Origin of the sequence: Leptotrichia massiliensis (assembly GCF_900104625.1) — a bacterium.
In the GTDB taxonomy this organism is placed as follows: domain Bacteria; phylum Fusobacteriota; class Fusobacteriia; order Fusobacteriales; family Leptotrichiaceae; genus Leptotrichia; species Leptotrichia massiliensis.
The window spans coordinates 883,874-910,111 of sequence record NZ_FNVZ01000005.1 but is presented as its reverse complement, the minus strand read 5'-3'; the positions used below and the strand labels follow the sequence as shown (position 1 = coordinate 910,111).

The following is a 26,238-nucleotide window of genomic DNA, read 5'->3' as shown; positions in this document are numbered from 1 at the left end:
TGTATTATTTATATCTATATTATACCATAAATTATGTCACAATAAAACTAAATCTTGAATTTTTAGAAAGTGAATATAAGAAAAGAAGAGATTTAAAAAAAAATATTCGATTTTAAAATTAGGTCTTTTTGGAAGTTTTTCAAAAAATATTAATACAAATGATAGCGATATTGATATTCTTGTAAAAATGGAATTTAAGAAGGGGATGTATCAGAATTTTTGTAGTTTACATAAAAAATTAGAAGAAATTTTTCAAAAAAAGTAGATTTAGTTGATGAAAGTATGTTTCAATATAAATTTAAAAATCCGAAAGTTCAGAAATACAAAGTTGATATAAAGGAAGAAATTTTGGGGAGTGTAATTTATGTATAAAAAAAGAAGAAACTTCAGTGGGGAACAAGTTTAGAAATGCTTTATGAAGTTTCTGTTTTTGAAATGGAAAATTTGTTAAAGTATATTTACATATTAAGAGAAAAATTAGAAAAGAGGTAAAAAATGAATATAGAACAAATAAAATTTGACGAAAAAGGGCTTGTTCCAGCAATAATACAAGATTATTATACAAAAGAAGTCCTGACTCTTGCGTATATGAATAAAGAAAGTCTAGAAATAACTTTGAGAGATAAAAAAACTTGTTTTTATAGCAGAAGCAGACAGGAATTATGGTTAAAAGGAGAAACTTCGGGAAATTATCAGAATGTTGTTTCGGTAAAATATGATTGTGATTCCGATTCTTTGCTTCTGGAAGTAAAAAAGGAAGGCCCTGCTTGCCATACTGGCTCTGAAAGCTGTTTTTTCAATTCCTTATTTGAAGCAGAAAATAACAGTAATTTTAGTCCTGAGAAACTTTATAATTTAATAAAAGATAGAAAGGTCAATCCTGAGGAAAAATCATATACAAGTTATCTTTTTGAAAAAGGGCTTGATAAAATTCTGAAAAAAGTTGGCGAGGAATGTACAGAAGTTATTATTGGTGCTAAAAATAATGATAATGATGAACTAAAATATGAAATTGCAGATTTGTATTATCACACTTTGGTTTTAATGATTGAACAAGGGCTTACTATTCAAGACGTGAAAAATGAACTTGCTAAAAGACATGTTGTCGATTATAAAGTTAAACAGGAAAAAATGGGTGGAGAAAAGTAAAAAAATATTTGTTTAAAAAGGATATTTAATATGGAAAATAAAAATCATTTAAAAGAAATCATAGATTTTGACAAAAGTGAAAAAAAAACTGAAAAAAGTTTAATTTTTAATGATGAATTTTTTAAAGAGTGTGGAATAGTGAAGTATCATTTTCTTTTTGAAGAATATGATATTTTATATTTTAAATTTGGAACATGTTGTAAAAATTGGAGGGGTGATATTTTCTTTATTGAAAAATTAAATTTTTCCGATAAATATCAGTATCAGTGGCATTCAGCTTTCAAATTTGTATTAAATGATATAGACGGATATGAAAATATGCTAACACTTTCAAAATACGACAAAAAAATTCGTTTAGTATTTGATACTCATACAAGAGCAGAGTTTCAATATATTACAATTGCGTATAGTTTTGATGAATTAATAGATGGACTTTATTTAAGTGATAATTAAGTCACTTAATACAGAACATCACAATATAAGGAGCTGATAAAAATGCAAACTAAAAAAACAATTTTCCCATCAAATCTTCATGCTCACACGTTCTACTGCGACGGTAAAAACAATGCTGAAGATTATATATTAACAGCAATAGAGAAAGGATTTACAAGTGTTGGGCTTTCAGGACATTCTTTTACAGCATTTGATACAGAACCGTGCATGACCGAACAAGGAACGCAGGAATATTTGAAGGAATTAAAAGAACTAAAAGAAAAATACAAAAATAAAATGCAGGTTTATATTGGAATCGAAGCTGATTTTTATACTGGGTATAACAAGGAAACTGATAAGGAAATGGGACTTGATTTTAGGATTGGATCTGTTCATTATGTGAAAGATAGAGAAAAAGATGAGTATTATTGTGTTGACAATACGCCTGAAGTTTTGGAATATGGGATAAAAAATTATGCGGATGGAGATGAAAGAGCGGTTATTGAAGCATATTTTGATAATATTGTGGAAATGATACATACTCAAAAGCCTGATATTATTGGGCATTTGGATTTAGTACGAAAATTTAACAAAGATTTGAAATATTTTGATGAAAATGCTGACTGGTACAAAAAGAAAGTAGAATATGTACTGGATGAAATAGCAAAAACTGATGCGATTATTGAAATTAATACTGGTGGAATGTCAAGAGGATGGACACAAACTCCTTATCCGAGTGTTCCAATACTGGAAAGAATATTAGCCAAAAATATTCCAATTACAATTTCTTCTGATGCACACGAAACTAAAAATATTGATTTTTATTTTGAAGAAAGTCTTGAAATTGCCAGAAAAGTTGGGTTTAAGAGTGTGAAGATTTTGGATGGTGGAGAGTTTAAGGATTTTGAGATTTAATGAAAATATAGAGTGAAATATTGTCAATAAATTTTAAAATACTTATGGAGAAAAGTAAGATGAAAGAAACTTATTTTATTTACCGAGATAAAAAAGCATTAGAAAGACAAAGTGACGGAGTTGAATTTTGTAAAATACCTGAATTTTATGATAATAAAATTTATTTTTATTGTGCAGAATATATGATCTTTTGGACTTCGGTTGAAGATATTGGAGATTTGAGTAGAGCAAAAGAGTTTAAATTAAAGAATAAAATAATTCCAGCCACTTTGAAAGAAATTTGTAGTAATGGATTAGTTGATTATATTAATTTTATTAAGCAATATGATATTCAAAATAAAAAAATTTTAGGTGTTACGTATATTAATTTATAAGGAGGTTATATATGATAATTTTGAAAAAATTAAGGAATAAAACAAACTATTTAGCTATTCTAGCTATTTCAATATGTATTGCAGCAACTTTAAGTACAGCAAATGATATTTATGAAAATCTATATTCTTTTAGATCTAAACGAAAGGTTGAGAATCCTGATCCAGATTCTGAATTGAAACAAAAGGTTAAGGATAGAATAAGAGACGTTTCCACAAGATCAGAAGCTGAATCAAGACTGGTTTGGATCGAACTGCCTGTCTGGCGGCTAAAGGATGGAAAAAAGGTTTCTGACACAGAGAAAATTCAAGTTTTGGATGTTTTGGCAGATGAGGTAAAGGAGATTTTTCATGAGATACATAAAGGCAAGGAAAAATTTCCGATAAAAAGGTTAATTGGATATTCATGGCGTGGAAGTTTTAAAAGCCTTCACAGTACAGGGCGGGCAATAGACTTGAATCCCGAAGAAAATCCACAGGTAAACAGTAACGGAAAAGCTATTGTCGGAAAAAGCTGGGAACCAAACAGCAATCCATATTCTATAAAACCTGACGGAGATGTAGTGAGAGCCTTTACAAAAAGAGGATGGGTCTGGGGAGCAAACTTTAGAACACGAGATTATATGCACTTCGGCTTTGATGAAATGTAAAAAGTTTAAATAAAAAAAGAGGCGATGAAAATGTTGTTAGGTGGAAATGAAACTACGAAAAAAATTGACAGTTTTGCGATAAATGAATTAAAAATACCGAGTATTGTGCTTATGGAAAATGCCGCGATTTCGTTTGTGAAACATATTGATGGAAATGAGAATAATTTTCTTATTATTTGTGGAAAGGGCAATAATGGTGGAGATGGTTATGCGATTGCACGCCAGTTATTTTCAAAGGGGAAAAATGTCAAAATTTTTTGTATTAGTAATGAAGATATGAGTAATGATTGCATGATAAATTATAAAATTTGCAAGAATATGGGAATTAAAATATTTTATGAAATAGAAGAATTGGATAAGTTGCTTTTGGACTGTAATGTTGTTATTGAAGGGATTTTTGGAACAGGATTAAATTCAGAAATAAAAGGAATCTATCGGGAAATTATCGAAAAAATCAATACAGCAAGTAACAATAAGGCTATTTATTCAATTGATATTCCCTCTGGGATTAATGGCGATACTGGTGAAATTATGCGAATTTCAGTCAAAGCTGATATTACAATTTCATTTGTTACTTACAAAAAAGGATTTTTAAATTCAAAAATAAAAGATTACTTAGGAAAAGTTATTATTGAAAATATTGGATTGAATGAAACTAATATCAATCATTTGGTCAAAGAATATTATTTAACACCTGACATGGTAAAAAGTTTTCATATAAAAAGAAATCAGGATTCACATAAGGGCGATTTTGGAAAAGTATTGATTTTTGCTGGAAGCAGTGGATTTTATGGTGCAGGAAATATAGTTGCAAAATCATGTGTGAGAACTGGAGCAGGACTTACTACTGTAATTACTGATAAAAATAACTTTTCATTAAATATGTTTGTACCTGAAGCAATGAGCTTTCCTATAAATTTTGAAAATGTAGAAGAAAATTTTGAAAAACTGGAAAATGAAATTTTAAACTCCGATGTAATTACAATTGGGCCAGGAATTGGAAAAAGTCAACAAGCATTTTCAATTTTTGAAAAATTAATCAACATTGAGAAAAACAATAAAGGAAATACAATAAAACTGATATTAGACGCAGATGCCTTAAATTTGCTGGCAGAAAACAGGGAACTTTTTGAAAAAATAAGAAATAGAAGCGTTTTGACACCACATTTGGTTGAATTTTCACGACTGATAGGATTTTCGCCAGAAGTAATTAATAAAAATAAATTTGAAATAGCAAAAGAGTTTTCAAAAAAATACGGCATAATTTTGTTATTAAAAGGTAAAAATACCATTATTACAAATGGAGAAGAACTTTTTGCAAACAGTACAGGAAATTCACACATGGCAAACGGTGGAATGGGAGATTGCCTAACAGGAATAATATGTTCACTTGTAGGACAAAAATATGATTTAATGAAATCTGCTAGTATTGGAGCGTATTTGCATGGTAAAATTGCAGATGAATTGGTAAGAAGGCAGTATACTGTGAATGCAACAGATGTGATTGATAATATTTCTAAATATATGAATGAAATTTTTTTATTTAGATAATTAAATTTTAGAATTTTTTTAATTAACAACAAAATATTAAAAAAATATTTGAAAAAACAAAGAAAATGTAGTACAATATTATTATGATAATTTATTTATAATTTTACAATAAAAAAAATAATAAAATAAAAAAGGAAGAAAGGAATAAAAATGGCAATATTTTCTAGTAATAAATCAAAAGATAAAAGAGAAGGTGTGGATCTTAGCAGTCAATTTTCTGCAAACAACGAAGAAAACGTGCATGGAGTAAGTACAATTTCAATGGAAACAACAATAACAGGAACTATTGAATCAAACTCTCTATTTAAGATGGACGGTGTCTTAAACGGAGATATTAAAGGGAACAAACTTGTTCATATTGGAAAAACAGGAATAGTAAAAGGAAATGTTACAGCTGAAAATGTAATTGTAGACGGAGAAGTCTCAGGAGAAATTGCAGCTACTAAAGTTGAAATAGGAAGTACCGGAAAGGCTTATGCTACAATAACTTCAGCTTTATTTGTAATTCAGGAAGGCGGTGTATTTGAAGGAAGAAAGAAAATGAAAGTTGCTCTTATAAAGGAAGAATCTAAAAATACATCTACATCAAGTTCTCCAGCTTCAATAGAAAAAAAAGAAGAAAAATCAGAAGAAAAGAAAGAAAAATAGAAAAATTAATAAATGAACAAAGTTATAGCCATTAACTCAAAATTGATATATGAGTTTTTGGCTTTTTTTAATTTTTTACTTATATAATACATAAATTTAAAAATTATAGGTTGAGTATAAAGTGAAATTGTGATAAAATCTAGTAAGTAAGATGATAAAATAAAAAAGGAACGAGATTTAATAATGAAATTTATTACAGAAAATTTATCTGATATAAAGGATATTGTGGAATATAATGATGATTTAGAGTCTATTGATTATGATAAAAATCTTAAAGAAATAAAACGGAATAAAAATATTCTGATTTTGGGGAATTTCGATGGCGTTCACATCGGACATCAGATAATTTTACAAAAAGCTGTGAAGCAAGCTAAAGAAAAAAATTTAAAGACAATAGTTTACACTTTTCGTGAATATCCCAAAAATCAGCAGACTAAAATAACGACTTGCTCGGAAAAGGCGTATTTGTTAAATGAAAATGGAATTGATTATCTCTATTTGGAGCAGTTTGAAAAAGTTAGGAATTATACACCTGAAGAGTTTGTAGAAAAAGTCCTTGTGGATATTTTAAATGCGACTGAAGTTTACTGTGGTTTTAATTTTACTTTTGGAAAAGAAAAATCTGGTAATATTAATACACTTGAAAAACTTTTAACAGAAAAAAATATAAAATTGAATGTACAAGAACCAGTTTTGGATGAAAATGGAGAAATTATAAGCAGTACAAGAGTTAGAAATTATATTAAAGAAGGAAATTTTGAGAAAGTTAGAAAACTTCTTGGGCATAATTTTATTATTCTTGGGGAAGTAATTTATGGAAAACAGCTTGGACGTGTGATTGGTTTTCCTACGGCAAATTTACGATTTGAAAATAAAATTTATCCTGAATTCGGAGTTTATGGTGTAAAAATATGCATCCAAGATGATGAAAAAGTTTATAATGGAGTTATGAACATTGGCAGAAATCCTACGGTTGATGTGGGTGTACTAAGTGTTGAAACTAATATTTTTGATTTTAATGAAGATATTTACGGAAAAGTTATTTTTATTGAAATTTTAGAAAATATACGGCACGAAAAAAAATTTGAATCAGTGGATGAGTTGAAAGAGCAGATAAGTAAGGACGTAAATTACTGGAAAAATAAAATTTCATACTGGCGTAAGAAATATCAAAAAGAAAAATAGGTAAAATATGGAAAATACAATACAAGTAAAAATTGAAAATTTTGAAGGACCTCTTGATTTACTTATTCATTTAATCGAAAAAAAGAAAATGGATGTAAACGCAATAAATATTTCACAAATAATAGATGATTATTTGAGTTACATTCACGCACAAAAAGAGCTAAACTTAAAAATAAAAATCGAATTTTTAGTAATGGCAACAGATCTCATCGAGATTAAAGCCTATTCAGTGTTAAATAGAGGTAAAAAACTTGAAAAAATTGAAAATTTAGAGAAAAAAATAATAGAATACCAACTATTTAAGGAAATTTCAGAATTATTTTCAAAACATGAAAATGAATATAATATTCCATACGCAAGAACAGGGACGGAAAGTATGGGATCAGAAATGATAGAATACGATATTTCCAGTCTGAGTTTGGATAATCTATTTAAAAGTCTAAAAAATTTAATTACTTCTAAATTAAATGATAGAAATAAATTTGAAGAAAAAATGATTGTAAATTTGGAGGAAGATGATTATTCAGCTGAAGATGCTTATACTGAAGTTTCTCAGATTATCCAAATTAATAATCAGATAGAATTTAATCATCTGCTAAAAAATAAATTTTCTAAATCTAGAATAGTAACTTTATTTCTCTGCATTTTAGATATGTTTAAAAATGGAGAAATTGATCTAATTGTTGAAGAGAACAATTTTTTTATTAAATCTATGAAAAATTAAGAAAGGAAATTAATTAAATTAATGTTTAAATCTAGTTTTATAGTAATGATTATAAATATGCTAAGCCGTATTTTAGGACTTGTTCGTGAAATGATTATTGGAAGTGTATTTGGCGCAACAGGAATGACAGACGCATATTTTAGTGCCACAAAAATCCCAAACTTCTTTACAACATTATTTGGGGAAGGATCTCTGGGTACAGTTTTTATCCCAATTTATAATCGTGGAATCGAAGAACAAGGAAAAGAGAGGACGGATGAATTTGTCTTTTCAGTATTGAATTTAATAGTTGCATTTACATCAACAATGTCAATATTAATGATTTTGTTTTCAAGACAAATTTTAAAAATAACAACAAAGTTTACAGATTCAGAAAGGTTTGAAACAGCCAACATTCTTCTAAAAATAGTTGCTTTTTATTTTTTGTTTATTGCACTTTCTGGAGTAGTATCGTCATTATTGAATAATTATAAAAAGTTTGCAGTTGCAGCTTCAATGGGAATTGTGTTTAATTTGACAATTATCATTGGAACGCTTTTTTTGAAAAATAAAATGGGTATTTACGGCTTAGGAGTTGCATATTTACTATCTGGTGTTTTCCAACTGACTATGATGTTACCACAATTTTTTCAGATAGTAAGAACATACAAATTTACTTTTAATTTAAAAGACGAGTATGTAGTAGAAATGTTTAAATTAATGATTCCAACACTAATTGGCATTTTTGGCTATCAAATAAACGAAATTATAGACAACCGTTATGCAACAATGTTACCAAAAGGAACTGTTAGTGCTTTAAATTATGCCAGCCGTCTATACTTGTTACCAATTGGAGTTTTTGCCATCTCATTATCAGTAGTAATATTTCCTACATTGTCAAAAGCTGTGATAAAGAACAATATGAAAACAGTACGAAGAGTAGTTCATCAAGGTTTATACATGTTAGCATTTTTAATAGTTCCATCTTCAGTTGTATTATTTGGTTATGCACAGGAAATTGTAGCATTGATTTACAAAAGAGGACATTTTACAACAAAAAGTGTAGTTATAACATCCGAAACATTACAATTTTACGCAATTGGGCTATTATTTTTCTCAACAATACATCTTTTAACAAGAAGTCATTATGTATTTAAAGATAGAACTTTGCCTGTAATTTCTTCATTTACAGCAATTGGTATTAATATTATTTTAGATGAGTTATTATATAAACAGTACCTGCACGTTGGACTGACATTCGCAACATCATTTGCTGCAATGGTAAATTTCTTAATCCTATATACTTCGCTTGCAAAAAGATACGTAAAATTACAAACTTTCAAGTATCTTGTAATACTTATTGTTACATTTGCAATTTCAGGATTTTCTTTTTATATTTCCAAAATGGTAAAATTAAATTTGCTTGGAAAATTTGACATCGCAATAAATTTAATTGCATTTGCTGTAATTTACCTGTTAATCTGGCTCATTTTAATTTCAATTTTCAGAAAAGATTTGATTGAAAAAATGCTAAAAAGATTTTTAAACAGAGGTTAAATATGATACAGGAAAAAACTAGATACACAAAGACAGGTAAACGAATAGAAGTCTACGAATTTAAAGCTAAACTGCATCAAAAAGTAGTAATGAGCAAAAATCAGTTTGAAGAACATATTTTTCCAAAACATCCTGAAATCTCGCTGGAAATAATAAAAGAAGTATTAGAAAATCCAGATTTTGTAACAAAGCAGTCAAAATCTCGAAAAGAGCATTTTTATCAAAAAAAATTTGGAAAATTCAATTATTTTGTAGTAATTTCCCAACATAAAAATGTAAAAAATTTAAGATTTGTATTAACGGCCTTCATGGCAAAAGATACAAAGTTTTTGAAAGAAAAAAATATACATTACAGATATAAAAAATAAAAGCCAAATTCAAAATTATTATTTTACTAAATAGGTAAATAATAACAATAATAATTTATAACTTTATATTAAGATTATTAATTAAAAAATTGAATACAATGTAAAAAAAAAATCATCGCAATAGAAAGCGTATAAGAGCCTAAAATTAAGTTAGCCATACTTTTATTGTCGATGATTTTTTATTGCTTAAAATCGTTTATTTTGATTTTTTATATTTTCTATTTATGTAGAACATAAATCAAATTTTTGTAATTATATATTATAAAATAATTATTATACATGATTTTGAAATTTTAAAAAGTTCTATAAAAGTTCTATTTTATTATTAATTTTTTAAAATATTTTTACTATAAAATACTATATTTTATTTTATATTTATAGTATAGCACCTAAATTTTAATAATTCAACTATTAATTAAAATTTTAAAATTTTTATAAAAATGAAATACAAATATATTATTATATCTAATTTTTCATTTATTCTATTCTTTTTTCAAAATATAAGTGTTCTAATTATATTAGACAAAAAGCACTACTGAAAGCATAAAAAATAATAAATTATATAGAAAGGAAAAATTTAAAATGAAGAGGACAATATTTCTATTATTAATTTTATTTTGCTCATTTAATATAGTAGGAACAGAACGAGTTATATCAGGATATTGTGAAGGAAGAGGAAAAATTTTGAAAAAAGACTATGATTCTGACTCTTTAACAATTTTAGCGACATATAAATCATGCCGTATTAATAGCACAAAATACAATAATATCAAAGTTCACAGAACTTATTACAAATATAATAAAAATACTAAAATTCCTACAAAAGAAGTTTTTTCAAGTAAAAATAATTACTGTGCAGATGTAAATCATGATACAGGCAATTTATTAATTTATAATACTAATGTTGAAGGCGAATGTGAAATGCTACATTAAATTAGCTATTAGCTGAGCAGACAGGATAGGAGGAATTTTAGAAAAGTCTTTTTTATCATAGTGATGCTCTGAAGGTGAATAAAATAAAAAAATCTTTATGTAAAAATAGGAGTTATATTAAATATCTTTTAGATAACTAATTTATTAAAATAGATTAATAAATATAACTCCTAATTTTTATTATTTATAATTTGAAAAAATTATTTATTTAATTTTTCCATTAATTGAGTATTTGCATCCTTATACAAATGAGAATATGTATTTATCGTAGTTTGCAAATTATCGTGTCCCAGTCGCTTGCTGATAGCAGTAATGTCGGCTTGGATAAATAATAAGTACGAAGCGTGAGAATGCCTAAAGTCGTGAAGGCGTATTTTTGACAAATTTGCTTGTAAACTGTATTTCTCTAGAATGTATCTAAGCTGAGAACTTTTTAAATTAAAAATTCTAGCACTATTTATATTTTTTTTATTTTGATTAATTTTTGAAGTTTCAGAAAAATATAATTGTAAATCCGAAATAAGAGTTTCTGGTAATAAAACTTTTCTTATCGACCCCAAAGTTTTCGGAGTAGTGATATAATCCTTTTTATTTATATGCGAAAGGGTTTTATTTATGTCAATAATTTTTTTTTGCAAATTAATATCATTTTCAGAAAGAGCCAAAAGTTCACCAATCCTAAGCCCAGTCCAAAACAAAATCTTAAACACAATAATAGAATCAGAATATTTCCCATTTTTCTCTTTATTTTTCAGTTCTAAAACTTCAATAAACTTTTCAAAATCGTTCACTGACCAAATTTTCATTTCCGAACGATTTTTCTTACTTCCAAAAGTCCCCATATTTTTGCAAGGATTTTCATTTAGGTTTTGATATTTTGTAGCCCAGTTAAACATACTCTTTAATGCCGCATAAATAGTAGACTTAGAATTTTCACTAAACAGTTGCCCATTTCCGTGTTCTTTTTCCAGCATTTCATTTTGCCATTCCCGAATCATAAAAGGAGTAATTTTATTCACTTCAATTTCACCAAAAAACGGTAAAATATGCAAACGAAAAAACGTTTTTACAGTATTAACCGCAGTAGGCTTATGTCTTTTACTATAATCTTCAAAATAAAGTTCATATAATGATTGAAAGGACATATTCATAGACTTGGCAATCTTTTTCTTAAATTCGTATTCGTATTCCTGAGCCTCTTTTTTCTTCTTAAATCCAGTCTTTTTATACTTCTTATTTTCCCCCTTATAATCCTTAGCATAAAACATCGCATACCAAGTCTTTCTATCCGCATTGTAATAAACTGGCACTTCAAAGTTCTCCTTACTTTTATGATTTTCAATATAATTATACCATATTTTTAAAATAAAAACAGTAAGTTTCATCTGTTTGTCGTTAAAATAATCTGTTATATTTTGATTTTTTTATTTATTATGGTATAATTAATTTAAAGCTAACGCTAAAATGAAAGCGAGTGTAACAATGAAATTACTAAAAATATTTAAGGATTCTAAAAAACAGAAAACATCTAAAAATGTAATTGATGATGAGCAATTAAAAATAAATTTTATTTATCCTGAAGATGAAGAAATAGCAAAAATTGTTGAAAATGAAGTTTTGGCACATAAAAATCTTAAACAAATTCTGAAAATAAAAAAGGAGTTAGAAGAATATTTTAAACGAAAACATAAAACCAGGTCCTTTCGAATATGATTTGGTGGGACATGACTGCACTGGAACATATTACTATGAAAATATCTGGTTTATAGATTTGCTTGCAACAATTTATGAATATACAGATTATGAATATACAGACGAAAAGAGATCTAGAAGAAGTAAATAATAAAAAAATACAAGAATTTATAAATTTTGAAATTTCAAGACATAAAAACGAATATGAAAAAGAAGAAATTGTAGAACTTGAAAACATACTATAATATAGACAACGAATCCGAAGAAGAAGATACAAACATTATTAAAAACAAAATCATTAATTTTATTGGAAATAGCAAAACATTTTCATACCAAAGCAAAAATATTTGGATTATAGAACTGATAATAAAAATTTTAGAAAATTATTCCCAAGATTTGGCCAAATATAGAGCATTATTTTGTATGGAACTTTTAAATCAATTATATCTTTTTGAAATTGAAGATTTAAACGAGTTAAATAAAACTGAGTTTGAAATGATACGAAAAAAATTATATCAGTATTACAGATTTTATGATAAATTAAGGATGGAACGAAAGAAAAAGTTTTTGTAAGGATATTGAAAATTTTTTAAAAAAGCCCTAGTTTCTACAACAGGAAGTGTTATTGGTAATCAGCTAACATAATCAAAAGTAATATGAAATATAAATGAGAAGAGCAGAAGCGTTTCGTATAAGCTTACAAATGAAAGAAACGACAACATCTCAAAAACACATAGCATTTACTATAATAGTACATTAATTTTACCAAAAAATATACATAACATACATTATCGGACTAATATATTTATTTTAAAATTTAAAATAAAATAATATTTTAATAATTAAATTAATACGTCCGATAAAATACTTTATATTAATTATTGTGATTATTGTCCAATTCCAATCATTATCATTTCATTTAATATCATCATCATAATATATATATCATACGTATCTTCTTTTTAACTTAAATTATACAATTCATAAATTAACTCTTGTGGTATTTTCTCATCTAACTTCCATAAAATTCTCATTGGTTTATCTCCATAGCTTTTATAATAATTGGCTTTTCCTAGATAAATAAATGGGTTTGTTTTATTATTATTCATGAATGCATATTTCCTTATAAATATGTGGACATTATACCCTAATTCACTATGATTAGTAAACATTTTACCAACACTTGAGTTATGGGCTGTTTTAGGTTGACTTATCCATTGAATTAAGTTGTCTGCAAATAAAGAATTATCGTATTTTAAGTTTTCTTGTAAAATATGAGTTTTGTCAATTGTTGCAAAAAGGCAAATATCCTTGTCTGTATTTGCATAGCCTGCTCTCCAGCTTCCTTTTGGTACTTTGGAATCCAACAAAATTTGGAGTTCTATTCTTTTATATTTTTTATATGGAATCAGAATATTCTCATTGAATATCGATAAATTATTACTTTTCTTAAATTCTGACAATCCTAAATATAGTAATTCTTTTAGACGAATCTTGAAATTATAATTTGAATTTTGAGAATTATCTAAATTTATAAGTTTTAAGTTTATTTCATTGTTATTATCAATTTTATTTATATTTTGAAATATTTTTTTGTAAGTTTCAGAAATTTTGAATAAATCATTATTTTTGGAGTTTTGTTCTAAAATTTTATCTTCAACTAATTCTCTAAAAATACGGTTTATTACGTACTCTTTTTCAAAATCGTTTTTGATATTGAAATAATTTTTATATTCATTAATAATAATTTTTGAAGTTATAAAATCATTGTTTATCAAATAATTTATAATTAAATACGTAAATGGCTCTACAAGCGTCAATTTTTTTTCTAAATATGCCAAAAATTCAATTTCTTCTGAATTTAAAGATATTTTATTTTGTTTTAAAATTTCAGGATTTTCAAATTGCAACTGTGCATTATAAAATGAGCCTAATTTTAAGGATAATTCTTGAAATAATTCGATATTTGTATCAAAATCACTTACTTTTAAAATTTCATTTTCAGATTTGCCAATTTCTTCTTTATAATCTAAATATAAGTCTTTTAAAATATTTTTAGAACTAAAGTTGATTTTTTCAATTTTTTCAATAATACGATTTTGACAAACTCTATCTAGCTCTACGTAGCATGATTTTGGAATATTTGAAAATTGATTTTTTATTTCGTTTATAATTTTTTCTTTTTTAGTAAATAAAGTATCCTTGTTGTCAACTTCGTTTGAAAAATAATTTATTAGCAAGTAATCTTTCTTATGATTTCCAATAAAATCAATAATTGTAACAAAATCTTTATTTTCAGCCTTTCTTAATCCTCTTCCAATTTGCTGTATAAAAATTGTTGAGGACATTGTAGGACGTAAAAATAGCAGTAAATTAATTGTTGGAATGTCAATTCCTTCGTTTAAAATATCTACTACACATAAAATTTCAATTTTTTTATTTTTAAATTCGTCTAAAATTTCTGCTCTATCATTTGAGCTTGTATTTGCTGTGATTACAGCGGATTTATAGCCTTTGTTTGTAAATTCTTCTTTCATAAAAAAAGCATGTTCTATATTTTGGCAAAATGCGACAACACTTAATTTATCACCATCAAAACCAAACTTATTGATTTTTTCAACAATATAATCGGTACGTGTGTTCAGTAATAAATTTTCTAATAATACTTTTTCATTATATTTTCCGTTTTTGTAAGGAATGTTATCATAATTAATCATGTAATCATTTACACCAAAATAATGAAAAGGCACAATCAAATCCTCTTCCAAAGCCTCTTTTATTCCAATTTCATCCACAACATTATAGTCACAAAGTGACAGAATATCCTTACCATCCATACGTTTCGGAGTTGCTGTCAAGCCTAGCAAAAATTTACTCTGAAAATACGATAGTGTATTTAAATAACTGTCTGACATTGAATGATGAAATTCGTCAACTATGATATAATCAAAAAAATCAAGTTTAAATTCATTGTAACAATTTCTTAATGATTGAATAGAAGCAAAAATCATGCTTTTATTAGTTTCTTTTAAGCCACCGTAAATTCTTCCAAATTCATTTTTATCAATTTTAAGAATTCTCGAAAAGACATTCATTGCATTTTCCAGCAATTCTTCACGATGAGCAATAAATAAAAACTTTATATTTGAAACTTTGGACTTTCCATCATTTATTTCAAATAATTTATTTTTATTGTTAGAATTAATTTCAACAAAAAACTGTTTTATATCCATTGCAGCAAGGTAAGTTTTTCCCGTACCAGTTGCAGAAATTACAAGGCCCTTTTTATTTCCGTTTTCTCTTGTTTCCTTCAACTTTTCCAAAACTCTTTTTTGCATGCTGTTTGGAATAAATTCATCTTTTTGTGTTATTTTTGTTTTTCTATAATCAAATGTATTTTGTGTACTTATAGAGTTTTTATATTTTTCATATTCATCAATAAAATCTTCTGTCAATTCTATTGCTTCATTGCTGTGCCACAATTTTTCAAATTGGTTTAATGATTTTTCATAAATATTAAAAAAACTGCTGTCTGTCAGTTTCACATTCCATTCTTCAGCCGAATACAAAGCACTTTGGCTAATATTAGATGATCCGATTATAACACTATGATATTTTTCCTTTTCAAACAAATATGCTTTTGTGTGAAAACTCTCGCTTGAATTACTGTAAATCCTTACTTTTATATTTCTATACGACAAAAGTTTTCGCAATGCCTTTGAGTCTGTAATATTCAAGTAAACAGATGTTATAATTTCCCCTTGAATTCCTTGTTTTTCCAGTTCATCTAAAGTGCTTATTAATAGCTGTATACCTGAGTATTTTATAAAACTTACTATAAAATAGAATTTTTTACAGTTTAATAATTCTTGTTTTAAATAAATAAAAAAATTACGAAATTTTATTTTTTCGTTTATAATTAATTCATTTATGTTTCCGATTATATCGCTATTTTTTCGTTTTAGCGGTAACTCAAAATGAAAATCAGTATTTTGAATTTTTATTTTTTCTGATTCATCTGTAAATACTTGATTTAATAAATACAACTGCTTTTCGGTAAATTCAATAACTTTTTGATAATCATTTTTCCCAATAAAATCAGAAATTTTTTCTGAAAAAGTTTCCAAAATTTCAAATTCCAAATTTTCCTTGTATTCAGTTATTTCTAAAAAATTACTATTTTTTTCTTCTGTATTTATTAAATTATTTGGCTCAGATTTTTTGACTAAAATACTCATTTTCACTCCATTTATTTTAATTTAATTCTATTTTTTGACTTTACGTAAATATTTTTTCAGAAATTATTCTTTTTCTAGAAATTCTAAGATCCGCTTATTTCCAGTCTTATGCTTCATCATCTTAAAGAAAATTCTAAACATTATAAGAACATCGTAATAACTGCCGTGCAGCTGGCTTTCTTCAAACGGGATATTATAATAATTGGCACATTCCATAAGTTTTGGCCATTTGTAATTTCCGTAGGAAGAACCATTTACTTTAACGATGTCTATATTTGTTAGCATTGTATCAAATTGATTTTGCAGAGGAAAATCTACGAAACTTCTGTCAAATTTTATGTTATGGGCGACAAAATGGCTTGTATCCTGGCAGAATAAAAAGAAATTATCCATATCTTCCTTAAAAGTCAAAGGATATTCAATTCCTGTATTTTGAATAATATTTTTTCTTTCACTTAAAATTACATCGTCTGTCAAGCCATTTACGCTTACTGCACCTTCGTTTAACTCTTCACCTTCATTTCTGAAATAAAATCTGTTAAATTCAGACACTTTTTTCCATTTATTTCTCTCTTCTCCAGAGTTTTCAGAATTATAATTCACTTTTATTGCAGACATTGACAAAACTGAACTTCCCTGAAATCCATTTGTTTCCACATCAAAAAATATTATATTCTTATTTAGTTTTTTTTCTTTGTTCACTTTTTTCTCTTTTCCTTATATTTTTACACAAGATATAAAAAATTAATCATTTAATTTTAATACTGATAAAAACGCCTCTTGCGGTATTTCTACATTTCCGATTGCCTTCATACGTTTTTTACCTTCTTTTTGTTTTTCTAATAATTTTTTCTTACGTGTAATATCTCCACCATAACATTTTGCAAGCACGTTCTTTCTAAGTGCCTTAATTGTTTCCCTTGCAATTATTTTTGTACCCAATGCAGCCTGTAATGGTATTTCAAACTGCTGTCTTGGAATTACATCTTTTAATTTTTCAACGATTGCACGCCCTCTGTAATAGGCATTATCTTTATGAGCAATGAATGAAAAGGCATCTACTGGATTTCCACTTACCAAAATATCCACTTTTACCAAGTCTGATTCCTTGTATCCAATCATTTCATATTCAAATGAAGCATACCCTTTTGTACGTGATTTCAATTTATCATAAAAATCAATTACTATTTCTGCAAGTGGCAAATCATAACTTATCATTGTACGAGTTTCATCAAGGTAATTCATGTTAAGGAAAGTTCCTCTTTTTTCCTGACAAAGCTCCATTACGTTTCCAACATAATCCTTTGGAACAATAATTGTACCTTTTACATAAGGCTCTTCGATATACTTTTTCCCTTCTGGAAATTCCGCAGGGTTGTCAATTACAATCATTTCCCCTTGTTCAGGTGTTACATTATATTTAACCGATGGTGCTGTTGAAATCAAGTCAATGTTAAATTCACGACGCAATCTTTCTACAACTATTTCCATGTGCAAAAGTCCTAAGAATCCACATCTAAATCCAAATCCCAATGCAAGCGAAGTCTCTGGGGCATAAGATAACGAAGCATCATTCAACTGTAATTTTTCCAATGCTTCCCTTAAATCTTCATAATCATCTGTTGAAACTGGATAAATTCCCGCAAAAACCATGCTTAATGCAGGACGGTATCCTTCAAGAGCTGTATCTGTCGGATTTTTCACATGCGTAATTGTATCCCCAACTTGTGTATCCTTGATGGATTTTATTCCCGTAATAATATATCCAACTGAGCCAACTGTCAATTCATCAACTTCCTTCATTTTAGGCGAAAAAATCCCAACTTCCAATACGTCAAATTCCTTTTCGGTAGACATAATCTTAATTCTGTCCCCTTTTGCAATTTTCCCTTCAATTATTCTAATATATGTTATAACTCCTCTAAAATCATCATAATGCGAGTCAAAAATTAACGCCTTCAAAGGATTGTTAATTTCTCCTTTAGGTGCAGGAATATGCTCAATAATTGATTCCAGCAAATCTTCAATTCCAAATCCAGTTTTTCCAGAAACAAGAACAGCATCATCTGCTGGAAGCCCAATAACTTCCTCTATTTCCAGCTTAACCTTATCAGGATCTGCTGAAGGCAAGTCAATTTTATTTATTACAGGCAATATTTCCAAATCGTTTTCCAAAGCCAAATACACATTTGCCAATGTCTGTGCTTCAATTCCCTGTGCAGCGTCAACTACAAGCAAGGCCCCGTCACAAGCTGCAAGCGATCTTGATACTTCGTAAATAAAGTCAACGTGACCTGGCGTATCAATTAAATTTAACTCATAAGTCTCCCCGTTTCGAGCCTTATACTTCAACGTAACTGCCTGTGCCTTAATCGTTATCCCTTTTTCCCTTTCTAAATCCATGCTATCCAGCAGCTGATCCACCATTTCCCTTTGCGTTACAGTTCCTGTCTGCTCCAAAAGCCTGTCCGCAATAGTAGATTTTCCGTGATCAATATGTGCAATTATCGAAAAATTTCTTTTATTTTTTTGATCCAACATTTATATTGTTTCCTCCGTTTACTCGTTTATTATCTTCTTTGTTTTATTTTTAAAATGAGTAACTATTCTATCCGAACCTAGTTACTCAGCAATATGTATATTATATAATAATTTTGCATTTTTTCATAGTCTTTGTGAAAAATATTTTATCAAAATTCAGTTATTTTTTACATTATATTCCAATTTCTCGCAAAATTATAGTAAAACTACTTTAAAACTGAACTTCAAGACCATGACTATTTTACTCAAACCGTGAGTTTATATAATTTTTAATAGTTTAATTTTAAATAGGTTCTCGTACATTTTAAAATTAGAAATAAAATTATATTTGTATCATTTAAATTATAAATTTATTTAGCTTTTAACTGATTCCCAGATTGAAAAATAAAATAATTTACATTTGACAAAAATTCTCTAAAATATGATTTTGGTATGGAAATAAGTGGCGTTTTCGCTGGAAGTCCATAAATTTCATAATTTTCATTATCAAATCCAACTTTTCTAGCAATATTTTTAGAACGAAAAATATGATAATCATTCGTTACAATCAATATTTTTATTTTTTGATTTTTTTCATTATTATTTAGAACATTTTTACTATTTTCAATATTTTTTATCTTCTCAAGACTAAACCTAAAATTTTCAACAGTATTCTTAGATTTGTCCTCCAAAATAATTCTATCCTCACTAATTCCATTTTTCAAAAGTTCCCTTTTTATCGCCAATCCTTCAGCAACACCTTCATTTTTACCTTGTCCACCAGTTGCAATAACCTTAACTTCTGGATTTTTCTTTAAATACTCTGTTGCAGCCTTTATCCTTTCCATAAGTGATTTAGTCGGATTTTCTCCTTTTACTCTTGCTCCCAGTATTATTACATAATCTACTTTTTTATTTTCATTTACGGCTTTTCTATCATTTATATATTCTTTTATTATAAAATATTGCACAAAGCAAAATAAAAAAACAAATAAGACAATAGAAATTTTTATTGATATTATAATTGTATTCTTCATATTTTATATTTCCTTGAATTAGAGTATTTCTATTTTATTTGAACCGTTTTTCATTCGGTATTTTATGTTTTTATTATCTGGAATATTAGTTATTCTATTATTTCTCATTATATTATGAATTATAGATGTATAAGAAAGATCTGTTTGAAGAAATTCATTAGCTTTAAGAAAATAATAAGCACTATGTGTCCAAATACTATTATCATCTACACTAAAATCAGCTCCTATATCTGCTATTTTAGAACTTCTATTTATTTTCTTTAGCGCAGGAAACTTTTCTAACAATGTACTCTTTGTTTCGATAAAAACATACATATGAACATATATTTCTTTAGCCATATTTCTTGGTATTTGCTTAAACTCTTTCCCTTTTTTTTGTTCTTTTCGTTTCATTTCATATAAAATTTTTAGTTTTGTAGAAATATCTTCCAAAACCCCTAATGAAAAATAAAAACATAGTGTCAACATATCTCTAGAATCCATATTGATTCTTATTCTATTTCTTTCTAATTCGATTTCTATCTCAATTATAAAAGTTAAACCATTAAATTTATATTCAATTTTTTCCACTATTTATCATTCCCATCATAATCGCTTTCTCCTTTTATCAGACTCGCTGGTAAGTATAAAAACAATTCTAACATATTATTTGTTTCTCTTAAATCTTTCAATTTGTGTACTTTCTTAATATTTTTATTCTCAAGTTCATATTCACTTAATATAGAATCTGCGCTTTTGTCAGTTACCATATACAAATAAATTTTTTCATTGCTTTTATTCATTAACATTAAATATTCACTTACTTTTTCCGCTAATCTATCCATACTTTCATAATTTATGTATGTGCTTAAAGAAATCATTATTATATTTTTATTTTCATTATCAGGAATAAAACCAAAATTGAAGGGAAAATAATCAGATTTTGGATAAATTACCTCCTTTTGATTATATTTATAATAAATTCTTTTAACCATTGGCATTTTATGAATTATTTCAAACATTTCATTTTCGTTTTTTATATTTGATATTTCTGTACTGTAAACTATCGATTTAGGTTCACAGTAATGCTGATTATAAAATTCGGAAAAAAAGTAACAACTAAAAAAGCATAGTATCACTTTTATTAATCTTTTTAAACTTTTTTGTTTCAAATATCTTGTGATTGAAAACAAAATTAATTGAAATGCTGAAAAAATAACATACACATATATGATAACTATATTCCAAAATTTATTCATATCATTAAATCCAGAATATTTCATTCCAAAAATAGAAATACCAATTATCATCGTTACCCAATAAATATTAAATTTTTTTGTCTTTAAAGTGATAATTAATGATAAAACAACACAAATTACCAAATTTGACAATATCATTATTCTGGTTACATACCCTGAATAACCACTTGAAAATATAATTATAGTTCGAAAAAGAAACAGTAAATATACAATATAGATCCCATTTTTAAATTTATCTTTCAAATTTTTCTCCATTTTTATTATATCATTCTTTCACGATAGCTGTAAAATCACTCCAGTCCTCAACTTTAAAAGCTCTAGTATCTCTTACAGAATTTTTAAACCATTCGATAGATTTTAGTTTTGTTATGGCTTTATAAACTTCAGCTAAAGTGTCTTTTTGAGTACTATTCACATATAAATTGTCTTGTGTCCATTCAAAACCCAGTATCTCCAATTCCTGTCGAATTTCATCGTAAGCCCTGTTATATGAATCCCCATAATTTTTTTTCAAATCATCAATTTTTAAATCAAATGCAATTGCATACATCTGTATCCCTCCTTTTTTAAATATTTTACAACAATATTTTAGTACATTTTACCATAATTGTCAATTTTTTGTTTTTATTTTTTTATTGACATTTTGTACAAAAAGAACTATAATAAATTGTACAAAAACTATAAAGGAGTGATAAATATGTTAGCTGTAAGTTTTTCAACAATGAGAAATAATTTAAAAAGTTATTGTGATAAAGCAGTGAAAGAAAATGAAGATGTAATTGTAACAAGAAAAAATGAAGAAAATGTAGTTTTAATAAATCTTGAAAAATATAATCAATTTTTGAAAGCAGTCCAAAATGCTGAATATCTTGCAAAAATAGATAGAGGGTTTTCTCAGATGAAAAGTGGGCAAGGGCAAGTTCATGATTTAATCGAGGTCGATGATGAATAAATTATGGACTGATGATGGCTGGGCAGATTATTTATATTGGCAATCTCAAGATAAAAAAACTTTAAAAAGGATTAATGAACTCATAAAAGATATTGAAAGAAATGGAGCATTGAATGGAATAGGAAAACCTGAAGCTTTGAAATATAGAAAAGGATTTAGTCGAAGAATTGACGAAACTAACAGGCTTGTCTATGCCATTGATGAAAATGGGGTTTTATGGATAATTTCTTGTAGAGGACATTATTAAAATTGTTTTTTGTTGATTAAAAAGAGTGGATAATACCACTCTTTTATTTTAAGTATTTTAATAGATACTTTAGTTTCATGAATATTGCTTTATTAACACAATTAAAAAATTAAATAATTTACTGATTTTCAAATCCGCCTGTATAAAGCTGATAATAAGTTCCTTTTTGTGCAATCAGTTCATCGTGATTTCCACGTTCGATAATTTTTCCTTGATCAAGTACCATTATCACATCGGAATTTTTGATAGTTGAAAGTCTATGGGCGATTACAAAGACTGTTCTTCCCACCATCAACTTATCCATTCCTTCCTGCACGATTTTTTCTGTTCTTGTATCAATGCTTGAAGTTGCTTCATCCAGAATTAAGACTGGTGGATCGGCGATTGCTGCTCTTGCTATTGACAATAATTGCCGTTGCCCTTGTGAAAGGCTGGAGCCGTCACCACTTAAGTAAGTGTCATAGCCTTGTGGCAAGTGTTTTATAAAATGGTCAGCGTTGGCAAGTTTTGCAGCTGCATACACTTCTTCATCTGTTGCATCAAGTTTTCCATATCTAATGTTGTCGGCAACTGTTCCAGAGAACAAGTGTGTGTCCTGTAATACAATTCCAAGCGATTCTCTTAAATCCTGTTTTTTTATTTTTTCAATATTAATTCCATCATATCGTATTTTTCCGGAGTTAATATCGTAAAATCTGTTAATTAAGTTTGTAATTGTAGTTTTCCCAGCTCCTGTTGCACCAACGAAGGCAATTTTTTCTCCTGGCTTTGCATAAAGATTGATATTATGAAGTATTGTCTTTTCTTCATTATATCCAAATGTTACATCTTCAAAAACAACATCTCCCATTAGTCTTTCATAAGAAATCGTTCCATCAGAATGCGGATATTTCCAAGCCCATGCACCTGTGTGCTTCTCAGTTTCTGTAATATTTCCATTTTCATCAATATTTGCATTTACAAGAGTTACATATCCGTTATCTTGTTCAGGTGTCTGATCTAATAGGTTAAATACTCTTTGAGCTCCAGCCGATGCCAATATTACTGATGTTAATTGCTGTGCAATTTGTGAAACAGGCTGGTTTATTACTTTTATAAACTGCAAGAACGATACAAGTCCACCGATTGTAAAGCCTGCAATATTATTAAACACAATTATTGAGCCAAGAACTGCTGTAAGTACAAAGTTTATATTTCCAAGATTCCCTACAGCAGGACCTAGAATGTTTGCAAATTTCATCGCATTGTTCGCCCTGTTAAATAATGCCGTATTTAGCTTATTAAAACGTTCATCAGCCTTTTTCTCATACGAAAATACTTTTACAACTTTCAGTCCTTCTATCATTTCTTCGACATATCCATTTACAATACCAATATTTTTTTGCTGTGCAGTATAGTTTTTTGAACTTTTTGAAGAAATAGTTTTTGTTGTAACAATCATAATAATAATCATTATTACTACGAAAAGTGCTAGTGGAATATTTAATATAAACATTGAAATAAGAACACTTACAATTGTAATAATTGAAGATATTACCTGTGACAAGCTTTCAACCATCATATTTCGTAAAGCATCAATATCGCTTGAATAGACACTCATTATATCTCCATGCGCATTTGTATCAAAATATTTTATGGGAAGCGATTCCATGTGTATAAACACATCATCCCTTAATCTTTTCAATGTCCCCTGTGCAACGTAAATCATAAATATCTCATAAATATACGTACAAATTACAGCTCCACCATATACGACTGCCATTTTTAAAATTAGGCTCACAAGCTCATTAATAAAATTGGGATTATTTTTTCCAATGTTAGGAATAATGATTCCATCAATCAATTGTTTTGAATACATTGTCCCAATAACCATTCCAAATGAACTCAGACAAATAAATACAATAACAAATAACGTCTGTATTTTATAATGCTTAAACATATATCCAAGTAATCGAATTAATCCTTTTAGCTGATTTCGTGATTGCGAATTTTCAGTTTTTTTATTTTTACTCATTACTTATCACTCCCTTCTGTCTGGGATTCATAAACTTCACGGTATACCTTGCTTGTTTTAAGCAGTTCATCGTGTGTCCCTGCTGCTGTTATAATTCCGTCTTCCAAAACTAATATTTTATCAGAATCTTTTATTGATGATACTCTTTGACCAATAATAATTTTTGTAATGTGTGGCAATTCATTTTTGAATGCTTCCCTTATTAATTTGTCCGTCTTTGTATCAACTGCGCTTGTTGAATCATCTAAAATCAATATTTTGGGAGATTTCAGCAAGGCTCTGGCTATACACAGCCTTTGTCTTTGCCCTCCAGACACATTCGCTCCGCCACGTTCAATACGAGTATCATATTTTTTAGGAAATTTCTGAATAAACTCATCAGCTTGTGCCAATTTACAGGCATGTTCCATTTCCTCATCAGTTGCATTTTCATTTCCCCAACGTAAATTATCCTTTATAGTTCCTGAAAAAAGCACATTTTTTTGAAGAACCATCGCTACATTGTCCCTAAGCGTCTTTATATCATAATCCTTTACGTTCACTCCACCAACCAAAAGTTCTCCATCCAGAACATCATACAATCTTGGAATCAACTGAACAAGAGCCGATTTCGCACTTCCAGTTCCCCCAATAATTCCAATAGTTTCTCCAGACTTTATTTCCAGATTTATTTTTGTCAAATTCAGAACATCAGGATTGTTGCTGTAACTGAAATCCACGTTTTTAAACACTATTGAACCATCTTTTACCTCTGTTATCCCATTTTCAGGATTTTTAATACTTGGCTCCTCATCCAGCACCATAACAATTCTATCTCCAGATGCTCTTGAAAACACAATATTTACAAGCATCATTGCAAGCATAAGAAGGCTCATAAGAATATTGGTTGTATAAGCAAAAAGACTTGTAAGTTGCCCAGTCGTCAGCTCATTTACAACAATCATCTTTGCTCCAAACCATGAAAGCAGTAAAATACACCCAAATACCGTTATTTGCATTACAGGAGACACAAATATTATAATCTTTTCCCCTTTTAAAAGCATATTTTTCAAACTTTCAGTAGCCTTCTTAAATTTATTAGTTTCATATTTTTCACGGATATACGCTTTTACAACCCGAATACCGTTTATATTCTCTTGGAGGCTGGAATTTATGTCATCATATTTTTTAATTGCAGCTGTAAAAATTGGATGTACCTTAAAAATAACAAAGGCTAAAAAACTTCCTAAAAACAAAACTGCAACAATAAATATCATCGACAACTTTGGACTTATCATAAACGACATAAATATCGCAACGCACATCATAAGCGGGGCCCTTACAAATCCTCTAATTAACATCTGAAATGAATTCTGAATGTTATTAACATCTGTTGTAAATCTTGTAATCAGTCCAGCTGTAGAAAATTTATCAATATTAGTGAATGAAAAGGACTGTATCTTAGAAAATAAATCCTTTCTCAAGTTTTTAGCAAATCCAGCTGAAGCATAAGAAGCGTATTTACTGGCCTGTATTCCGCATAACAACGACAACATAGCCACTCCAAATGTTGCAAGTCCCATTATAACAATGAACTTCATATCTCCTTTACCGTCATTTCCATTCAGTCCGCTATCAATAATTACAGCCATAAGCGTTGGAATAAGCATTTCAAAAATAACTTCTATTCCAATAAATATTGGCGAAATTAAGGCACTTTTTTTATACTCCCCAAGACGGGAAAATAGTTTTTTTAACATATAAATAAACACCTCTCTTTTCTTAATTATAAAAATTTAAAAGCACGAAACTTATTAAAGAAAGAAATACTTATCTTCATTAATAAATTTCAGTGCTTT

28 protein-coding genes are annotated in these 26,238 nt (G+C 27.8%); 18 read left to right on the top strand and 10 right to left on the bottom strand.

Annotated elements, in window-relative coordinates:
- The first annotated feature begins 109 nt into the window (after nt 1–109).
- From BQ5344_RS12475 to BQ5344_RS08320, 13 genes are all read left to right on the top strand, one after another.
- The gene (locus BQ5344_RS12475) at nt 110–265 is read left to right on the top strand and encodes a nucleotidyltransferase domain-containing protein (RefSeq protein ID WP_235846164.1); all 156 of its coding nucleotides are present in this window, start codon (nt 110–112) and stop codon (nt 263–265) included.
- Nucleotides 266–495: 230 nt separating this feature from the next.
- Nucleotides 496–1,149, top strand: coding sequence for a bifunctional phosphoribosyl-AMP cyclohydrolase/phosphoribosyl-ATP diphosphatase HisIE (gene hisIE, locus BQ5344_RS08375; protein ID WP_071124949.1), 654 nt, complete (start codon nt 496–498; stop codon nt 1,147–1,149).
- Between the two features lie 30 nt (nt 1,150–1,179).
- Nucleotides 1,180–1,602 carry a hypothetical protein gene (locus tag BQ5344_RS08370; protein ID WP_071124948.1) on the top strand — a complete coding sequence of 141 codons (423 nt, stop codon included), beginning with the start codon at nt 1,180–1,182 and terminating at the stop codon, nt 1,600–1,602.
- A gap of 42 nt (nt 1,603–1,644) precedes the next feature.
- Nucleotides 1,645–2,496, top strand: a complete 852-nt coding sequence (gene hisJ / locus BQ5344_RS08365; protein WP_071124947.1) for a histidinol-phosphatase HisJ — start codon at nt 1,645–1,647, stop codon at nt 2,494–2,496.
- 59 nt (nt 2,497–2,555) lie between these two features.
- Nucleotides 2,556–2,870, top strand: a complete 315-nt coding sequence (locus BQ5344_RS08360) for a hypothetical protein (RefSeq protein WP_071124946.1) — start codon at nt 2,556–2,558, stop codon at nt 2,868–2,870.
- An 11-nt stretch (nt 2,871–2,881) separates the two neighbouring features.
- The gene (locus BQ5344_RS08355; protein WP_071124945.1) at nt 2,882–3,517 is read left to right on the top strand and encodes a M15 family metallopeptidase; all 636 of its coding nucleotides are present in this window, start codon (nt 2,882–2,884) and stop codon (nt 3,515–3,517) included.
- 24 nt (nt 3,518–3,541) lie between these two features.
- Nucleotides 3,542–5,068 carry an NAD(P)H-hydrate dehydratase gene (locus tag BQ5344_RS08350; protein ID WP_235846137.1) on the top strand — a complete coding sequence of 509 codons (1,527 nt, stop codon included), beginning with the start codon at nt 3,542–3,544 and terminating at the stop codon, nt 5,066–5,068.
- A 150-nt stretch (nt 5,069–5,218) separates the two neighbouring features.
- Entirely contained in the window at nt 5,219–5,716 is a 498-nt protein-coding gene (locus BQ5344_RS08345) for a bactofilin family protein (RefSeq protein WP_071124943.1), read from the top strand.
- 183 nt (nt 5,717–5,899) lie between these two features.
- Nucleotides 5,900–6,901, top strand: coding sequence for a bifunctional riboflavin kinase/FAD synthetase (locus tag BQ5344_RS08340; RefSeq protein WP_071124942.1), 1,002 nt, complete (start codon nt 5,900–5,902; stop codon nt 6,899–6,901).
- Between the two features lie 7 nt (nt 6,902–6,908).
- Nucleotides 6,909–7,625, top strand: coding sequence for a segregation and condensation protein A (locus BQ5344_RS08335; protein WP_071124941.1), 717 nt, complete (start codon nt 6,909–6,911; stop codon nt 7,623–7,625).
- A 21-nt stretch (nt 7,626–7,646) separates the two neighbouring features.
- On the top strand, nt 7,647–9,161 hold the full coding sequence (gene murJ, locus BQ5344_RS08330) for a murein biosynthesis integral membrane protein MurJ (RefSeq protein ID WP_071124940.1): 1,515 nt from the start codon (nt 7,647–7,649) through the stop codon (nt 9,159–9,161).
- A gap of 2 nt (nt 9,162–9,163) precedes the next feature.
- Nucleotides 9,164–9,529 carry a PBECR3 domain-containing polyvalent protein gene (locus BQ5344_RS08325; protein WP_071124939.1) on the top strand — a complete coding sequence of 122 codons (366 nt, stop codon included), beginning with the start codon at nt 9,164–9,166 and terminating at the stop codon, nt 9,527–9,529.
- Between the two features lie 582 nt (nt 9,530–10,111).
- Nucleotides 10,112–10,462, top strand: a complete 351-nt coding sequence (locus BQ5344_RS08320) for a hypothetical protein (protein WP_071124938.1) — start codon at nt 10,112–10,114, stop codon at nt 10,460–10,462.
- A 200-nt stretch (nt 10,463–10,662) separates the two neighbouring features.
- Here the strand turns inward: BQ5344_RS08320 and BQ5344_RS08315 are convergent, their stop codons facing one another.
- Nucleotides 10,663–11,847 carry a tyrosine-type recombinase/integrase gene (locus tag BQ5344_RS08315; protein WP_235846136.1) on the bottom strand — a complete coding sequence of 395 codons (1,185 nt, stop codon included), beginning with the start codon at nt 11,845–11,847 and terminating at the stop codon, nt 10,663–10,665.
- A gap of 97 nt (nt 11,848–11,944) precedes the next feature.
- On the opposite strand from BQ5344_RS08315, the gene BQ5344_RS12470 reads away from it, so the two are divergent.
- The 3 genes from BQ5344_RS12470 to BQ5344_RS12465 all read left to right on the top strand — a co-directional run bounded on the left by BQ5344_RS12470 (nt 11,945) and on the right by BQ5344_RS12465 (nt 12,727).
- Nucleotides 11,945–12,175: a hypothetical protein gene (locus tag BQ5344_RS12470; protein WP_071124936.1), complete on the top strand. Its 231-nt coding sequence runs from the start codon at nt 11,945–11,947 to the stop codon at nt 12,173–12,175.
- Between the two features lie 4 nt (nt 12,176–12,179).
- The gene (locus BQ5344_RS12530; RefSeq protein WP_268872976.1) at nt 12,180–12,305 is read left to right on the top strand and encodes a hypothetical protein; all 126 of its coding nucleotides are present in this window, start codon (nt 12,180–12,182) and stop codon (nt 12,303–12,305) included.
- A 77-nt stretch (nt 12,306–12,382) separates the two neighbouring features.
- On the top strand, nt 12,383–12,727 hold the full coding sequence (locus BQ5344_RS12465) for a hypothetical protein (RefSeq protein WP_071124935.1): 345 nt from the start codon (nt 12,383–12,385) through the stop codon (nt 12,725–12,727).
- Between the two features lie 389 nt (nt 12,728–13,116).
- On the opposite strand, the gene BQ5344_RS08300 is transcribed toward BQ5344_RS12465, so the two are convergent.
- From BQ5344_RS08300 to vapD, 7 genes are all read right to left on the bottom strand, one after another.
- A complete protein-coding gene (locus BQ5344_RS08300; protein WP_071124934.1) occupies nt 13,117–16,392 on the bottom strand; it encodes a DUF3427 domain-containing protein in 3,276 nt (1,091 codons plus the stop codon).
- 63 nt (nt 16,393–16,455) lie between these two features.
- On the bottom strand, nt 16,456–17,094 hold the full coding sequence (locus BQ5344_RS08295) for a 3'-5' exonuclease (protein WP_021744950.1): 639 nt from the start codon (nt 17,092–17,094) through the stop codon (nt 16,456–16,458).
- Nucleotides 17,095–17,136: 42 nt separating this feature from the next.
- Entirely contained in the window at nt 17,137–18,933 is a 1,797-nt protein-coding gene (gene lepA / locus BQ5344_RS08290) for a translation elongation factor 4 (protein ID WP_021768582.1), read from the bottom strand.
- Nucleotides 18,934–19,283: 350 nt separating this feature from the next.
- A complete protein-coding gene (locus BQ5344_RS08285; RefSeq protein ID WP_071124933.1) occupies nt 19,284–19,949 on the bottom strand; it encodes a YdcF family protein in 666 nt (221 codons plus the stop codon).
- 18 nt (nt 19,950–19,967) lie between these two features.
- On the bottom strand, nt 19,968–20,519 hold the full coding sequence (locus tag BQ5344_RS08280; RefSeq protein WP_071124932.1) for a hypothetical protein: 552 nt from the start codon (nt 20,517–20,519) through the stop codon (nt 19,968–19,970).
- Nucleotides 20,519–21,430 carry an MFS transporter gene (locus BQ5344_RS08275; protein ID WP_071124931.1) on the bottom strand — a complete coding sequence of 304 codons (912 nt, stop codon included), beginning with the start codon at nt 21,428–21,430 and terminating at the stop codon, nt 20,519–20,521. The genes BQ5344_RS08280 and BQ5344_RS08275 overlap by 1 nt, the downstream gene beginning before the upstream one ends.
- A gap of 22 nt (nt 21,431–21,452) precedes the next feature.
- Nucleotides 21,453–21,737 (bottom strand): endoribonuclease VapD, encoded by a 285-nt coding sequence (gene vapD, locus BQ5344_RS08270; RefSeq protein ID WP_071124930.1) that lies wholly within the window; start codon nt 21,735–21,737, stop codon nt 21,453–21,455.
- A 147-nt stretch (nt 21,738–21,884) separates the two neighbouring features.
- Here vapD and BQ5344_RS08265 point away from each other — a divergent pair, with 147 nt between their 5' ends.
- Both BQ5344_RS08265 and BQ5344_RS08260 read left to right on the top strand, forming a co-directional pair.
- Nucleotides 21,885–22,139, top strand: coding sequence for a type II toxin-antitoxin system Phd/YefM family antitoxin (locus tag BQ5344_RS08265; protein ID WP_071124929.1), 255 nt, complete (start codon nt 21,885–21,887; stop codon nt 22,137–22,139).
- On the top strand, nt 22,129–22,386 hold the full coding sequence (locus BQ5344_RS08260) for a Txe/YoeB family addiction module toxin (RefSeq protein WP_328586175.1): 258 nt from the start codon (nt 22,129–22,131) through the stop codon (nt 22,384–22,386). Before BQ5344_RS08265 ends, BQ5344_RS08260 begins: the two co-directional genes overlap by 11 nt.
- Nucleotides 22,387–22,504: 118 nt before the next feature.
- Here BQ5344_RS08260 and BQ5344_RS08255 read toward each other — a convergent pair whose 3' ends face one another.
- Both BQ5344_RS08255 and BQ5344_RS08250 read right to left on the bottom strand, forming a co-directional pair.
- Nucleotides 22,505–24,400 (bottom strand): ABC transporter ATP-binding protein, encoded by a 1,896-nt coding sequence (locus tag BQ5344_RS08255; protein WP_071124927.1) that lies wholly within the window; start codon nt 24,398–24,400, stop codon nt 22,505–22,507.
- On the bottom strand, nt 24,400–26,139 hold the full coding sequence (locus BQ5344_RS08250; RefSeq protein ID WP_071124926.1) for an ABC transporter ATP-binding protein: 1,740 nt from the start codon (nt 26,137–26,139) through the stop codon (nt 24,400–24,402). The genes BQ5344_RS08255 and BQ5344_RS08250 overlap by 1 nt, the downstream gene beginning before the upstream one ends.
- Between the last annotated feature and the right edge of the window lie 99 nt (nt 26,140–26,238).

What these genes read in the sequence shown, in the direction of transcription:
- BQ5344_RS08340 (WP_071124942.1), top strand. Translation starts at nt 5,900, where the DNA reads ATGAAATTTATTACAGAAAATTTATCTGATATAAAGGATATTGTGGAA.
- BQ5344_RS08315 (WP_235846136.1), bottom strand. Translation starts at nt 11,847, where the DNA reads ATGAAACTTACTGTTTTTATTTTAAAAATATGGTATAATTATATTGAA.
- BQ5344_RS08370 (WP_071124948.1), top strand. Translation starts at nt 1,180, where the DNA reads ATGGAAAATAAAAATCATTTAAAAGAAATCATAGATTTTGACAAAAGT.
- BQ5344_RS08260 (WP_328586175.1), top strand. Translation starts at nt 22,129, where the DNA reads ATGATGAATAAATTATGGACTGATGATGGCTGGGCAGATTATTTATAT.
- vapD (WP_071124930.1), bottom strand. Translation starts at nt 21,737, where the DNA reads ATGTATGCAATTGCATTTGATTTAAAAATTGATGATTTGAAAAAAAAT.
- hisIE (WP_071124949.1), top strand. Translation starts at nt 496, where the DNA reads ATGAATATAGAACAAATAAAATTTGACGAAAAAGGGCTTGTTCCAGCA.
- BQ5344_RS08345 (WP_071124943.1), top strand. Translation starts at nt 5,219, where the DNA reads ATGGCAATATTTTCTAGTAATAAATCAAAAGATAAAAGAGAAGGTGTG.
- BQ5344_RS08355 (WP_071124945.1), top strand. Translation starts at nt 2,882, where the DNA reads ATGATAATTTTGAAAAAATTAAGGAATAAAACAAACTATTTAGCTATT.
- lepA (WP_021768582.1), bottom strand. Translation starts at nt 18,933, where the DNA reads ATGTTGGATCAAAAAAATAAAAGAAATTTTTCGATAATTGCACATATT.
- BQ5344_RS08285 (WP_071124933.1), bottom strand. Translation starts at nt 19,949, where the DNA reads ATGAAGAATACAATTATAATATCAATAAAAATTTCTATTGTCTTATTT.
- BQ5344_RS08335 (WP_071124941.1), top strand. Translation starts at nt 6,909, where the DNA reads ATGGAAAATACAATACAAGTAAAAATTGAAAATTTTGAAGGACCTCTT.
- murJ (WP_071124940.1), top strand. Translation starts at nt 7,647, where the DNA reads ATGTTTAAATCTAGTTTTATAGTAATGATTATAAATATGCTAAGCCGT.
- BQ5344_RS08250 (WP_071124926.1), bottom strand. Translation starts at nt 26,139, where the DNA reads ATGTTAAAAAAACTATTTTCCCGTCTTGGGGAGTATAAAAAAAGTGCC.
- BQ5344_RS08360 (WP_071124946.1), top strand. Translation starts at nt 2,556, where the DNA reads ATGAAAGAAACTTATTTTATTTACCGAGATAAAAAAGCATTAGAAAGA.
- BQ5344_RS08265 (WP_071124929.1), top strand. Translation starts at nt 21,885, where the DNA reads ATGTTAGCTGTAAGTTTTTCAACAATGAGAAATAATTTAAAAAGTTAT.
- BQ5344_RS08255 (WP_071124927.1), bottom strand. Translation starts at nt 24,400, where the DNA reads ATGAGTAAAAATAAAAAAACTGAAAATTCGCAATCACGAAATCAGCTA.
- BQ5344_RS08300 (WP_071124934.1), bottom strand. Translation starts at nt 16,392, where the DNA reads ATGAGTATTTTAGTCAAAAAATCTGAGCCAAATAATTTAATAAATACA.
- BQ5344_RS08350 (WP_235846137.1), top strand. Translation starts at nt 3,542, where the DNA reads ATGAAAATGTTGTTAGGTGGAAATGAAACTACGAAAAAAATTGACAGT.
- BQ5344_RS08325 (WP_071124939.1), top strand. Translation starts at nt 9,164, where the DNA reads ATGATACAGGAAAAAACTAGATACACAAAGACAGGTAAACGAATAGAA.
- hisJ (WP_071124947.1), top strand. Translation starts at nt 1,645, where the DNA reads ATGCAAACTAAAAAAACAATTTTCCCATCAAATCTTCATGCTCACACG.
- BQ5344_RS12470 (WP_071124936.1), top strand. Translation starts at nt 11,945, where the DNA reads ATGAAATTACTAAAAATATTTAAGGATTCTAAAAAACAGAAAACATCT.
- BQ5344_RS08320 (WP_071124938.1), top strand. Translation starts at nt 10,112, where the DNA reads ATGAAGAGGACAATATTTCTATTATTAATTTTATTTTGCTCATTTAAT.